Source organism: Roseimicrobium sp. ORNL1 (genome assembly GCF_011044495.1).
Classification (GTDB): Bacteria; Verrucomicrobiota; Verrucomicrobiia; order Verrucomicrobiales; family Verrucomicrobiaceae; genus Roseimicrobium.
In genome coordinates this window covers 5996005-6009441 of sequence record NZ_CP049143.1, presented here as the reverse complement: position 1 = coordinate 6009441, position 13437 = coordinate 5996005, and the positions used below count along the sequence as shown (strand labels likewise).

The 13437-nt window shown below is 58.1% G+C and carries 13 protein-coding genes; all 13 read right to left on the bottom strand.

Annotated features, from left to right (window positions below):
- Window positions 1-7 precede the first annotated feature (7 nt).
- The 13 genes from G5S37_RS24155 to G5S37_RS24095 all read right to left on the bottom strand — a co-directional run bounded on the left by G5S37_RS24155 (window position 8) and on the right by G5S37_RS24095 (window position 13402).
- Window positions 8-565: an FkbM family methyltransferase gene (locus G5S37_RS24155; RefSeq protein ID WP_165207416.1), complete on the bottom strand. Its 558-nt coding sequence runs from the start codon at window positions 563-565 to the stop codon at window positions 8-10.
- Between the two features lie 212 nt (window positions 566-777).
- The gene (locus tag G5S37_RS24150) at window positions 778-1677 is read right to left on the bottom strand and encodes a glycosyltransferase family A protein (protein ID WP_165207415.1); all 900 of its coding nucleotides are present in this window, start codon (window positions 1675-1677) and stop codon (window positions 778-780) included.
- Window positions 1678-1758: 81 nt separating this feature from the next.
- Window positions 1759-2691, bottom strand: coding sequence for an alpha-1,2-fucosyltransferase (locus G5S37_RS24145; RefSeq protein ID WP_165207414.1), 933 nt, complete (start codon window positions 2689-2691; stop codon window positions 1759-1761).
- A 30-nt stretch (window positions 2692-2721) separates the two neighbouring features.
- Window positions 2722-3729, bottom strand: a complete 1008-nt coding sequence (locus G5S37_RS24140; protein WP_165207413.1) for an STELLO glycosyltransferase family protein — start codon at window positions 3727-3729, stop codon at window positions 2722-2724.
- Window positions 3730-3762: 33 nt separating this feature from the next.
- Complete coding sequence (locus tag G5S37_RS24135; protein ID WP_165207412.1) at window positions 3763-4947, bottom strand: glycosyltransferase; 1185 nt, start codon at window positions 4945-4947, stop codon at window positions 3763-3765.
- Between the two features lie 92 nt (window positions 4948-5039).
- The gene (locus G5S37_RS24130) at window positions 5040-5993 is read right to left on the bottom strand and encodes a glycosyltransferase (RefSeq protein ID WP_165207411.1); all 954 of its coding nucleotides are present in this window, start codon (window positions 5991-5993) and stop codon (window positions 5040-5042) included.
- A 193-nt stretch (window positions 5994-6186) separates the two neighbouring features.
- A complete protein-coding gene (locus G5S37_RS24125) occupies window positions 6187-6942 on the bottom strand; it encodes a class I SAM-dependent methyltransferase (RefSeq protein WP_276616986.1) in 756 nt (251 codons plus the stop codon).
- Entirely contained in the window at window positions 6943-7713 is a 771-nt protein-coding gene (locus G5S37_RS24120; RefSeq protein ID WP_165207409.1) for a class I SAM-dependent methyltransferase, read from the bottom strand. It abuts the gene before it with no gap.
- A gap of 4 nt (window positions 7714-7717) precedes the next feature.
- The gene (locus G5S37_RS24115; protein WP_165207408.1) at window positions 7718-8932 is read right to left on the bottom strand and encodes an ABC transporter ATP-binding protein; all 1215 of its coding nucleotides are present in this window, start codon (window positions 8930-8932) and stop codon (window positions 7718-7720) included.
- Window positions 8925-10262 (bottom strand): hypothetical protein, encoded by a 1338-nt coding sequence (locus G5S37_RS24110; RefSeq protein ID WP_165207407.1) that lies wholly within the window; start codon window positions 10260-10262, stop codon window positions 8925-8927. The genes G5S37_RS24115 and G5S37_RS24110 overlap by 8 nt, the downstream gene beginning before the upstream one ends.
- Before the next feature lie 14 nt (window positions 10263-10276).
- Entirely contained in the window at window positions 10277-11110 is an 834-nt protein-coding gene (locus G5S37_RS24105) for an ABC transporter permease (RefSeq protein WP_165207406.1), read from the bottom strand.
- 18 nt (window positions 11111-11128) lie between these two features.
- Window positions 11129-12898: a carbamoyltransferase C-terminal domain-containing protein gene (locus tag G5S37_RS24100; RefSeq protein WP_165207405.1), complete on the bottom strand. Its 1770-nt coding sequence runs from the start codon at window positions 12896-12898 to the stop codon at window positions 11129-11131.
- A gap of 186 nt (window positions 12899-13084) precedes the next feature.
- Entirely contained in the window at window positions 13085-13402 is a 318-nt protein-coding gene (locus tag G5S37_RS24095; protein ID WP_165207404.1) for a hypothetical protein, read from the bottom strand.
- Between the last annotated feature and the right edge of the window lie 35 nt (window positions 13403-13437).

Sequence of the window (13437 nt, the reverse complement as noted above, 5' to 3'; positions counted from 1 at the left end):
CGGTGGGTCAGGAAAGGTCGGACACCAGCCACCAATTGGATTCATCCCTGACCTCACGCCCCAGCAGCGGAAGCGGCTGCTGATCCACACGATTCAGTTTAAGTCCGTGTTTGGCGAACATTTTCGGAATGGTGTCGAGAAAGTGCTCGGCATGCACCTCGATGAGAAAGAGGTTGGAAGGTGCAAGCCAGGACTGCGCTCCGGCGAGCACATCTTCTTCTGCCCCTTCGACATCGATCTTGATGAGCGTACGGGTTCGATCCGAAGCATCGCTGGCGTCAAGCGTGACCGTATCGATGCCGTTATCCTTTGCTCCCACAAACGCTTGCACCACTTTCACTTGTGGCTGGCCTGGCGCTTGGAGAGGAATGGTCTTTTGCAAAGTGTCACAATGCACCGACTGGGGCTCGTAAGCGATAATGTCGCCGGCGATGTTCAACCGCTGGAATGCCGCAGCACAACCGAAGGCGAAGTAGCCGTCATTGGCTCCCACATCCAGGATCCTCGTCACTTTGGGCAGCGCCTGATCCAGCCACCCATTGAGCTCGTGTTCGTACAGTCCCATCACTTTCCGGAGAGATGCACGCGGATTCATGAGGATGCGTGCTCTGCGAAACGGCCCACGCAGAACCGTCGTGGGACACGGACGGTCCGGAAGCAAATGTTTAAAAACTCGGGTTATCATGGAGGGATAGGAGATGGAGAAGGGGCAGCCGTGTTCGTGGGTGGATCGTTCACTCAGGCAGCAAGCGTTCCGAATGGATCTCGGGTGGGCTGCTATTTCGTGAACATGCTCCGCAGTGAGATGAGCGGGAATCCGAACAGGAACTTCAAGCGCAAGAGAGTGACGTGCCAAAGGAAGGACTTGCGATACAATTCCCAACCCTGGCTTTGAAGGCCTGCTTTCGCGCACGCAATCGCAACAGGCCTCAGATGGGAGCCAAGTATCTGATGACGGTTCTTCTTGTGGGTGTTCCCTCCGGGATACACCCCTGAACTCTCCCGCTGCAGAAGACGCATAATCCCCTCCACAATGGCCAAGAGGGAGCCTGTGATGTTGGTGGTGTGTCTGCGGTAGCCGACCGTTGTCGGAGCCATGATTTCGACAAACCCTCCCGCCACACCCATCCGCAGGGCAAGATCATGATCTTCGGCGCTCACCTTTCCTTGAAGAAAGCCGCCGGAGGCCATGAACGTGTCCCGACGAACGATCATCGCACAGGAACCCGCGAAGGGTAAGGTGCTGCCAGCGGAGAGGTAGTCTGGATGATGACGGTATTGCAATGGCTGCGCAGACACGTGCTGCAATTCAGCGGGGTCGGAGAATGGCAAGATTCTGCCTGAAATAAAAGAAGGCCTTCCAACGGAATTAATGATCTCCGCGGTAAGCTCAAGAGTCCATGGAAACCACAGATCGTCGCTGTCCAGGAATACAACATACTCACCTCTGGCAGCTTCTGCGCCTCGATTACGGGCAGCTCCGGGACCTGCATTGGACTGCTGGATCAGGGAGACCTTTCCTTCCAGTGAGGAAAGGTAAGCTGCCGTTCCGTCAGTGGAGCCATCATCGACGACGATTACTTCGAAGTCCTGGAACGTCTGCTGCCAGACTGAATCAAGGGTGGCCTTGAGATACTCTATCCGGTTGTAAGTTGGTATGATGATGGAGAAGAGCATTTGCCTTCCTGTACCGGGGGAGAAAGCGTCTCACGCCAGACAATCGCGGGACTGCAAAGGGGGCCCGCCTCAAAGATCCGGTTATACCATTTTCCAGGTTTTCGGAATCAGATCGTCCGTGACCATCGGCCCTCCCGGGTGTCCCCACTGGCTCGGAGCGACGACTCGCTTGTCCGGGCTGTTGTTCAACCATGCTCCCCACCAGCTGAACGTGCTGGCGATGATATGGTGGTCACAGGCGCTCATCAACGTCATGTCCTGGATGTCGTCATGCCCCTCTGAGAAGTGGAGCTTTTCCGCCCGGATGTTTTTCCGGCACCACTCGATGTCCGGGGCGGAATCTGAAAATACGAGGAAGCGGTGACCGGAGGGGAACTCCGCCAGGGCGCGCTCGATGAAATTCAGTGATGTAGGTGGGCCAAAGGTGCCTTTGGTCGATTTGAGCTTCTCTTGGGCAACCGCCAGCTCACCGCGGCGCACATGCAGCGACACGACCGTTTCACCGGGCCGCCGGATGGAGTCGACATGGTTGCGAGCATACTCAAGGACTTGTGGGTCGGATGGCCGAAGCTCGGTCCGGATGATGTCCGCGATGTCCTCGAAATATTTCTCTGATTGCCAGAATCCCTGCAGGAAACAGGGGGATTCAAGCGACAGGACCTCAGGGTCAAATCGATAACGCTTTTCTGCGAAATGGGTATGAGGCAAGCCCAGGCGAGGAATGAAGCGGCGGAGTTGTCTCACGACTCTGCTTACCGTTCTGCTATTTTCTGTGTAGGGATCCCGCAAAGCAGCGATCTCCTGCAGCGTTGCGTCTTTTGCCGAGATGTTGAGCTTTTTGATTCTGACATGGCGGCGGAACTCCTCAAGGCCTGGCGCCTGGGTATCCCCCAACGGGCCATAGCCAGTAAGGTCCAGTTTGAGGGGGACTCCCCTGACATGGGCGAGTCGTCTGCCCGTAGCATACTGGTACATCTGATTGCCCAGGCCACCGCTTAGCTGTGTGATGATCATGCGGAAAAAAGTGGAGCTGCGAAACCCTCGTTACAGGATGGCTTTCAGGTCCTCAATCCACGCGTCCACCAGTGGTAGCTCGGACCCAGGTATGACAGACGCGTTGATGAGAGCTTGATAGCAGAGTCTCAGGTTGTCAGCCACGTGGTCTGGACCTGGGGAAAGCTTGCAGTTGTTGAGCAGGGCGACAATTCGATCGTTCTGCAAGTACCCGGAAACTTCGTCGCTAAAATCGCGCAGGAGATTGTGCTCATTGCGTAGTTGGGTGACTTCAGCCCCGTGGAAGACCATGCCGTATCCAAGTTCCCAAAGGCAACGTTGTGCGACAAAGCTGCGCCAGATGTCTGTCATCCTGAAAGAGCAAAAGCTCGGCAGATACATCAGGGGGTAAGCCTCGGGCCACCACCAGGTGGTCTGGCTGTTGAATGGGCAGTACGTCTGCGGCGGCAGCCAAACGCTGGGGCCTTCTTTGAAGGCGAACTCCTGGTCGAGAATCAATCGCCAGATGGCATCGACATCAGGGGAGCCGTTCGCCAGACCCTGTTGGATGGGGGCAATGACGCGCTCGGACGGCAAGGTGTGATCATGGGCATAGCTTTCTGGCGAACAGATCAATTCGAGTGGAAAGCCCCGCGGCCAGATCAGCTCTTCGGTGAAGAGGCGATAGACATTCAGCCATGGCCGGGAAGTTGCCTTTTGGGCAGAGACCTGCAGTTCTCGTGGTGCCCAGGAAGGCAGCGGTGCGTTGTCGTCATCCGTTTCATAGATGCACGCGGCACTTCTCGAGAAGGCGATGAGATATCCCAGATTCTTGCGGGCGTAGTGCCCGGTCGGAAGGAGAGCCGCCAGGCGAAACGGAAGCGTGGACTGCTGCTCCAGAGAATAGAAATCAGCCTGTGTGCTCTCGAAGCTGGAAGGTCCCTTCTTGTCACCGATGACAACCGCGCGTGCCTCGCGCTTCTCGAGGTGCGTCATGAGTTCCTGCACGCACTGAGTAGGTTTCTGGATGGTGGTAATGACGGTGACGAGTGCTTCCATGGCTGGCTGTCTGAGTAGGTGATGGAAAGTGGGTCAGGATTTCGAAGCTATCATCACGCGATCCAAAAAGACCTTGGCTGCCGCTTGATGGGAGAACTGCCTCGCGCCAGCTTCAATCGCAGCGGAAGCAAGGGACATTCTGTGAGAGGGATCCGACAATCTGGAAATGGCACGGCCCAGGGATTCAGCGCTGTCGTCCCTCACTACTTCTGCGACCCCGGGGTTATCTTCAGCCCATTTGACGGCTGAGGTGGAAGGCGGACCCGCAATCAAAAGCGGCAACCCGATGGCTGTGTAATCTGCAAGCTTGCTTGGAAAGTTTATCTCCATGGTCTTGAGGTCGGACGCCTCAAAGGACATGGGAACAAACAAAAAATCGGCCTCTTCACGTGCGATCCGAATCATTTCCTCGGGCGGCACGAGGCCGCGCCATTCCAGGTTTGGCTCATTGACGCCCACGATTGCAGCTTGGGACTTGGGAGTAGGCCCATAGATCAGCACTCGCCCACCTACCGGCTGCAGCATGCGCGCCAGAGTGCCGAGGGAACGGATGTACGATGGTGAGGTGAGAGAGCCGCCAAACAACCCCGTAAGTGGCGCGTTTTGCTGCGTGAGCCTGGCCGGTGGAGCGCTGAACACCGTGGAATTGTTGGCCCGAGAGGGAAGCAACACCGTGCCGGGTACGCCGCAGGTGTGCTGATAGCGCTCCATCATATAGGGCGAAACGCAAAGACGGGAAGCGGCCTGCCGATACACCGCGGCAAACTTTTCAGCGGCCCAAGGCCGTAGCATGGAGGGGGCTGGCGTGAAAGTCGGCCAGTCGTCGTGCACGATCAGGTGCAACGGCAGTTGTCTCTTCCTTGCGAACGCCGCTGCTGACAACCATCCGTACCCGTGTGCGACCGCCAGAATTGCCTGGGGATTAAACTGGCTTGTGAGACGCTGGATGAAACGCCAGCGGCGCTCTGAAACCGCAGTGAGAAGGAGAGACGCCAGCCGGTGTACTCGCGTGGTCAGCAGCCTGGACAGTCTCAATGGAGGGGCCTGACAGTAGTTGACTCCGGGGAGGCGTCGTTCTGCCTTGGAGACGTCCTGGCCACTTTCCATGATGAACAGTTGATCCTGGGGGTAGCTGTCCAGAAGCCTGAACAGGAGGGCGGAACCGTGGTAAGACGATTCCACCGGGACGTCAGAGATATATAAGAGATTTGGAAACACTATATGCGATATGTCTCCTGGGCGCTCACTTGCAGGGTTATTGGGCGAAGGCTTGTACCAGGCAGGGCACGATGATCACCTTCGTCCCCTGGCTATATGGTGGCTTTGAGAGCAGGGCCGCCGCGCGGGGCATCAGAGCCCGCATTCGTTTTGAGAAGCTGCCACGCCTGGCGCTTGGATGAGAACGAGCGCCAGGCAATCATCCGCTGTATCTTGTCGCCCCTCAGGAGCGCCTTCACAAGCGAGAGAACTTGCATCACAAGAGGTGGTTCCTTGACGGGTCTTCCCCAGAGATGATCCAGAATGATGCCCGATCCGACAAAGCCCGCGAAAAGCGATGTCATGTATTCTGTGGTAAGACGACGTGCGGAAATCAGATGGGTCAACTTTAGCTCAGGGAATCGACCAAATCCGAGGTTCAGGCGTGTGGATGTCCATGATAGATCGCTGTCATCACCGGCACCCAGGTTGGCTCCGCTTCGGCCCAGGGAGCGCCGAAGAGGTGTTTCACGAGCGGCATGAAGATACGAGGCGGCTACTTCCTTCCTCACACAAACTCCAGCTCCATAAGGAGTGGCACGCGTCCAGACAGGGATGTTGGACCAGTATGCTTGATCGAGCTCGCATATAGCGAGCCCATCAATGTAGGGTTCCAGGCAGGTCGGCGGTGGGACTTCGAACTCGCCGGTGATGCTGGCTCCCCAGGTGCCCAGCATGGGCCACTTGGCGCCGATCTCCAATGCCTGTTCCAGGTAGTCATCATGGAGGACATTGTCGTCATCTACAAAGATCAGGAAATCGCCTGCGGAGGATTCGATGCCCTTGAGGCGTGCTGGAACATGGCCGCGCATCTCCTCTCTCACGCATCTGGACAAGGGATGCCACGACAGATCGATTTTCCCGGCCAGAGGCTCGTCGGAATCATTGTCGACAAGCACAAGCTCCCACTGGTTGAGTTCAAGCGTCTGCCGCCGCAGTCCCTCCAAGACCCTCGAGAGGTAGTCGGAGCGGGGATTTCGGGTGCAGATGATGACAGAAATTAACATCTCCAGGAACTAGGTGTTACGTTGCGGGAAAAGCTGCGGCCTGAGTGGCTGGTTACCACGCATTGCTGGAGCGCAGAGGATGCCTCGCGTCCCCGGTGCATGCAGTGTGCGCCGACGCGAGTTCAAGGCTGAACAGAGCCAGCAAATTACAAATCAATTTGCTCATGTAGTTGCCGCGAGGCTGCTTATTCCCTCAAACACGAACTCCACGGACAAGGCGGGAGAGTTTCGATCCGATGCGCCTGACGAGGGCAGACGCGAGCCAGGAAACCGGTATGTCGTGAGAGCCGGCGGTTATCACCCTGTTTTTCAGTTCCTGGTCCAGCATGGCGGCGTGGAGATAAGGCAGCATGTCAGGGTGAACCAAAGGCCGCAGCCGTTCTTCCTTACCTGCGACGTCCGGCTGGTTCAATGCGAGGAACACGTTCTGGCGGTACCATGGCTCTATGCGTGTGTCCTGCCAGATGGAGGGACGAATGGTATCGTAACAGGAAAACCCATGCTTGTTGAAAATCTCCTGCCAGTATGCCGGCCACTGGCAGTTCACGTGGTGCTGGCCTGGCTGTCCCGGGCAAGCGGCTGAGAAGATCACGGTATCCGCATGGCGTGTCAGAGATTGTACCAGGGTATCCGCGTGCGCCGCTGCGAGATGTTCGCCCACTTCCAGGCAGAGTACTGCTTCGAACCGGCGACCCACGGTCCATGAGCGCGTGAGGTCATGGCATTCAAAGCGACCTCCCTCAAGCAGGAACTCCTCGGGTGAAATGGCGACACCATCCACTCCCATGAGGTCCGAGATTCCGCAATCGCTCGCAGCTTTCAGCCACGTCCCCCTGCCACAGCCCACATCCATGAGGCTTGAAGGCAAGCCTTTGGGGAAAAGTAACGGAAATGCGGCACGCGGTCCCTCCAGCGTGTGGATGTTTTGAGAATGGTCGTAGTTGATCACTTAAGGAGCAGGCTGATCGGTTGCCAGGGGCTTGATCGCCTCGGCGGCAATCACCGAGTAGATGCGATGCTGGCTCAATGCTTCACCTTCAATCACCTGGCAGTCGCTCCACCGCCAGTCGGCAAAACGATGGGCGATGGGGCGGGCGAACTTTGCGAACTCCCAGCAGAAGCGTCGCCAGAGCCTGTAGCTCAGGTTGGTTTTTTTCAGTCCTCCATGCTCGAGCCATTGCAGGAGCAGAAACCAATAGAAGCGCCCCGACGTCGTTATCTTGAACGTCCCCTTCACGGAAAAGCCCGCGAGTTCCAAATCGCGTTGCAGGCCTTCCGCAGTCCATCTTTGAAAGTCATAAGGCACCCCATGGTCCTCCCAAACGCCGTGGGTGGTGACGACCAATCTGCCGCCCGGTTTCAAAACCCGCAGGGCCTCGCTAAAGTAGGTGGAGGGATTCTGAACATGCTCGGCGACTTGTGTGGACCACACGAGATCAAAGGTATTCGAAGCGACTGGAAGCCTTGAGTCTCCGTCCACCTTGTAATCAATGGCCGTGCAATCCATGTAGTCTGCCCGCCGGTACTCGGCGTTCGGGAACAGGCTGGCATATGGAGAATTGCCTGCGCCGTAGTCGAGGACGGAGATCGGTTCAGCAGTGGCATAACGCTGAAGGAATAAACGAAGATCAGCCAACACCAGGTAGTAAACATCCTTGACGGAAGGATTGAGGCGTTGCCTGATGTTTTCCAGTTGCGCGGGGGAATACTCTGGCTTCACAAGATCAGGAAAGGGACAATTCCCAAGTAGCCGGCACCCTGGTAGATCCAATCAAGGCCGGTGGAGGAACGTAGGGTGGAACATCCGGACTGACGTAGTCGAATCCGACAATATTTTCCGCATGATCCAGCGGTGCGGTGCCATCGCTGAGCCACAAAGAAATGCGATAGGATCCGGACCAGAGCGGCAGGGGCCCGGCAGTGACCGTGGCCTGCCCTGCAGAGCAGGGAGGGAGAGGAGACTTGGGTGGGTCAAACAACGTATTGCTGCCAAAGAGCGGAACGTTCTTTTCATTGTAGACCACCATCCCAAAGGTGGGGTTGGCGATCGCGGAGGGGTAACTGAAGGCGATGGACAGTTTAAGTCTTCCTTCGCGCAATTCAGACGTGGATACCTCCGCACTCACAATACCGGGACGGTGGTCTCGAGAGACCTTGGTGGTGAGGTTCTTGTCAGAGAGATAGACGTTGATGGCGCTGGTGATGTCATCCCGGCACACAACGCTCCCGTTTCGGAGAACGATGCCAGTCTGGCAGATGCGTTGCAACGCATCGATGTTGTGGCTGACAAAGAGCACTGTTCTCCCGCCTTTCGCCACCTGGTCCATCTTACCCAGACATTTTTTCTGGAATTCTGCATCCCCCACCGCCAGCACTTCATCCACGACGAGGATCTCGGGTTCAAGATGTGCAGCCACCGCAAAGGCAAGGCGGACATACATTCCGCTGCTGTATCTCTTTACCGGAGTGTCGAGGAATTTCTCCACTTCGGCGAAGGCGACAATTTCATCAAATTTGCTGCGAATCTCGTCCTTGGTCATGCCAAGGATGGCGCCGTTGAGGTAGATGTTCTCCCGGCCGGTCAATTCGGGATGGAATCCCGTGCCCACCTCCAGGAGGCTTGCCACCCGCCCACCCAGGGTGATGCGGCCCACCGTTGGTTCCGTGATACGGCTCAGGATCTTGAGCAGAGTGGATTTGCCTGCCCCGTTTCTGCCAATGATGCCGACGACCTCACCTGGCATGATATCGAAGGACACATCTTTGAGGGCCCAAAACTCTTCACTCGCGGGCGATGCATTCCCGTTTTTACGCCCTTTGAAAATGTTGCCTACCTTCCTCGCCAGGACGTCCCTCAACGCCGTATACCGTTCACCAGACTGGTGTTTGATCTGGTATCTCTTGCCGAGATTTTCTACCTGAATGATGGGTTCAGACATTCTTAGAGGAGACTTCTGCAGTGCGCGCCATCCGCTTGAGGCCGGAAACACTCGCTGACAATCCCAGCAGCAGTGATGGCACGAGGGTGGCCATTGAGAACCAGATGATGCCCTGCACGCTGTCCGGACGGAGCGCAAAATAGGCGGCCAACTGGACCAAGGCGGTGAAGGGGGGATTCAGCCGGGAGAGGCCCACCCATCCGCGTGAGGTATTGAACCACCACAGGATAACGGTGAACGAATATATTCCCTGAAAGACAATCATCCAGGGCACTTCCTTTGTGAGATGCGCATAGTCCGCGCCGAAGAGCCAGAGAATCCAATCGGCGCCGAGCCACCCCGCTACGGCGAAGATGACGACCGCCGCGACATAGGCGGTGATCGAAAGTGTCAGCCTGCCCGTAAGGATGCGTGTCGTCTGGCTGCGCGACAAAATTGGAATGACCAGCTGATAATACAACAGCGTCAGCGCGGCGAACACGGAGCCGAGCCGGCTCAGCGCTCCGAAGTCGGCGACGGCGGCCACATTGGCCATGATGCTCAACAGCCACACTCCCACCTGCCCCTGGATAAACTGGAACAGGTTGTAGAAGCGCATCGAGCGCACCTGCTGGAGCAGTTGCGTCTGATCGTCGGAGGAGGGTTGGGGCTGTCCCTGCCGCCACTCCGCGGATGCATTTTTCAGAATCAGGTACTGCCATGCCGTGGCGATCACCGCGGCGAGAGTTGCCGCGATGGCATCCAGCCAGAACAAGGCTGCAGCGCCCACCAGCAAGAGTCGCGCGATGACCGCGGCGAAGTCCGAGAGCAGCGCCTGCCGGAAGCGGCCCTGCAGTTTCAGGGCGGCGCTGAGCGTGCCATTGGTAAGGACGGCAAAGAACCCGAGGACGTTCGCACCGAGAATGGCGAGCGCGATGGGAAGCGGTGCGTCGTTCACCAGCAGCATCCCCAGGGGAATCGGCAAGGCCAGCAGCGCGGCCACCCATCCCAGGCGCCAGCGCAGGCTCAGCACGGAAGCGAGTGCCTGCCGGAAACGCGCAGGCTCCGCAGCCACCTTTCCACCCACGGACTGCATGCCGAGTCCCGTGCCCGGGTCCACCAGGGTGGTGAAGACCGCCGTGCTCGAGTTGCCCAGGGTGTACCATGCGAAATCGGTTTTGGTAAGCCAGCGGATGAGAAGAAACCCGGTGGCGATGCTGATGGCTTGGATGCCGCCTTGAAGGAGGGTCAGAAGCCCGAGCCGCTGCCACCGTGAAAGCGGCGGTTCTTTCGCGGATGGAGTAGGTCCGGCATTTGAAGCGGAAGCCTCACTGGAGGGCGTGTCCTGCAAGTCGATGGGGACGATTAGATGACATCAGCAAAGGTGCGTTCCGTCTTTCGGAAATAGCTGATGCCCCATGCCAGCATGAGGAAGCTCAGGGTGGTGGAAATGCAGAAGCTGGGAAGGTGCACGGGGGCGGTCTGGCATACCGCCCAGCGGAATCCATCGATGACGCCCACCATGGGATTCAGGGAGTAGACCATCTGCCACACGGGTCCGAACTTTTCACCAATCACGGAACTGGAGAATCCCACCGGGGAGACATAGAGGCCGAACTGCATGATGAAGGGGATGATGTACCGGAAGTCGCGGTACTTCACATTCAGCGCCGTCACCAGCAGGCCGGGTCCCAGTGCGGCAATCAGGGCGAGCAGGATGAAGATGGGCAGGGTGACCAGGCGCCACGTGGGCCAGTACCCGTAGATGCCCATGAAGATGGGAAGGATGCCCAGGCAGATGAGGCAGTCGATGAGCGCCACGATCACCGCGCTCGCCGGCAGGATCATGCGCGGGAAGTAGATCTTCGAGATGAGATTCGAGTTCCCAATCAAGCTCTGGCTCGACTCCCCGAGCGCGCTGGCAAAGAAGACCCACGGGATATTGCCCGCGAGTACGAGGATGGGGTAGGGCACGCCATTGGAGGAGAGTCCGGCGATCTTGCCAAAAGCGAACACCAGAATCAGCGTGGTGAGCAGTGGCCGCAGCACTGCCCAGACAATGCCCACGGCAGTCTGCTTGTACCGCACCAGCACATCACGCCAGGCGAGGAAGCCAAAGAGTTCGCGATAACGCCACAGGTCGCGCCAGTAGTGGGCTTCCGTGCGGCCGGCTTCTATAACCAGTGATTCGTGGCGCATGCCTGGAGGTGGAATTTCTTAAGCACCCGGTTGCTGGCGTCGTATTTGTGTCCGACCCAGTACCAGCACATCCATCTTCGTGCGGAGGAAACAATCGAGGGCCTCCTTCGGATGGCACACGACAGGTTCGTTCTCGTTGAAGCTGGTGTTCAGCACCATGGGCACCCCGGTAAGGGTATTGAAGTGCTCGATGAGCCGATGATACATCGGATTGGTCTCGCGATAGACGGTCTGAAGGCGGCCGCTGCCATCCACGTGTGTCACCGCAGGGATTGCTGCACGGCGTTCTTCACGCACCTGATACACCTGCATCATGAAGGGCACATCATCGTCCGTCTCGAACCACTCGCCGACCGCTTCGCGCAGCACACTCGGTGCAAAGGGGCGGAAGGATTCGCGGCGCTTGATCTTCGCGTTCAGAATGTCCTTCATGTCAGCACGGCGCGGATCGCCCAGGATGCTGCGATTTCCCAGCGCGCGGGGACCCCACTCGAGGCGTCCCTGGAACCAGCCGATGACCTTGCCTTCGCTGATGGCCTGCGCGGTGGAGGCGCAGAGCTTTTCCGTTTCGTCTTCGGCAAAAATGGTCACTTCACAGCCTGCTTCGCGAATGCGTGCCTGTTCAGTATCAAGGAGCGCCTTGTAGTCTTCTTCGCTGTATTGCGGACCCCAGTAAGCATGCAGGCAGTGGTGACGCGAAACACGGGCGCCCCCGAGCTGCTGCGCTACGACCATGGCCGCGCCAATGGCACCACCGGCATCACCCGCGGCGCTCTGGATGTAGAGCTGCTTGAAGGGGCTGCGTGAGAAGACCTTGCCGTTCGCCACGGAGTTCATCGCGCAGCCACCGCTGAGCGTGAGGGCATCGCACTGGTACTTCCTGTGAAGCGCTGCCAGCATGGCGAAGAATGCCTCTTCGTACATCGCCTGCACGCTGCGAGCCATGTCCTTGTGTCGCTGCTCCAGCGGCTCTTCTTTTTTCCGTGCCGGGCCGAGCAATTCCTCAAGGGCGGGGGTGTAGAGGGTGCCGACTTCAGGCGAGCCATTGTCCCAGGTGTAGGGCACGGCTTCACGGTGATGGCGGAAGTAGCGGAGGTCGAGCTCGAACGTGCCGTCCGGTTGCACCAGCACGATCTGGCGCAGGAGATTCAGATACTCAGGCTTCCCGTAAGGGGCGAGTCCCATGATCTTATACTCATCACCATAGTGGGGGAAGCCCAGCCACTGTGTCATGACGGAGTAGAAGATCCCGAGCGAGTGGGGGAAATACACACGACCATCCACGTTGAGCGACTGGCCCCGGCCCATGCCCCAGGCAGCACTCGCGAAGTCGCCCATGCCATCGACGGAGAGGTTCACCGCTTCCTGAAATGGACTGCACAGGTAGGAGGAGGCCAGGTGAGCCAGGTGATGCTCAATGTGATGCACCTCGGCACGCATCTTCTCCTGGGGAAAGGCGTCTGCAATTTTCTCGCCCACGCTCTTCGCCTTGCTGCGCTTACGCAGGCGGTCCATCACCAGCCCGATGTCGGGGCGATGCCGTATCAAATGGAGCAACCGGCGCAGGTTGTTGACGCGCGGATTGAGGTTGATGGCGATGTGTTCGAGGTCGCCGAATTGCGCGCCTACCTCCTTCAGGCAGTACTTCATGGACTCGACCGGCAGGCCAGCCCAGTGTTTGATTCGCAGGAAACGCTCCTCCTCGACGGCGGCGATGAGTTTTCCATCCTTGATGATCGCGGCGGACGAGTCGCCGTGCCAGGCATTGATTCCCAATACAAGAGCCACGGTTTAGTAGAAAATGCTTGTTCCGCTCTTTTCCGGGCAAGCTGCCGCCATTGGTCGGCGACCCGGGAAAAAGCAATTGTCGTTGAGGCTCAAAGCTTTACACATGAGCGGCGCAGACTTAACACTGAGCCGCCTTTAATGAAAAGACAAAACACGTGTCATTGTGCTCACGTACGGAGGCCTTGATCAAGGCTTCACTACGACCCGACCATCCTCGAAGTCCAGACATCGTTCGCGGAGTCCGTGTTGCACATTCTTGGGGATGTGAACCGTGATGCGGCCCATGCGGTAGCAGCGGTATTCGGGCACGGTCTCCTGAGGCACCCAGAGGACCTGCCACCAGGCTCGGCCCTTCATGGGACCGGACGCGCAGCGGATGTAGTCCAGTGTCATGACCCGGCGGGGATGCGCCTCGGCGTGTTTCAGGTACACGCCGGCGAGGTAGGCGGCAAAGGCCTCAGTATAGATGACGCCGCAGGGCAGTTTGGCTAGCGTGCAGGGCATGAGAGCGGTGCAGCCTACGCTTCGTTCTGGAAAAG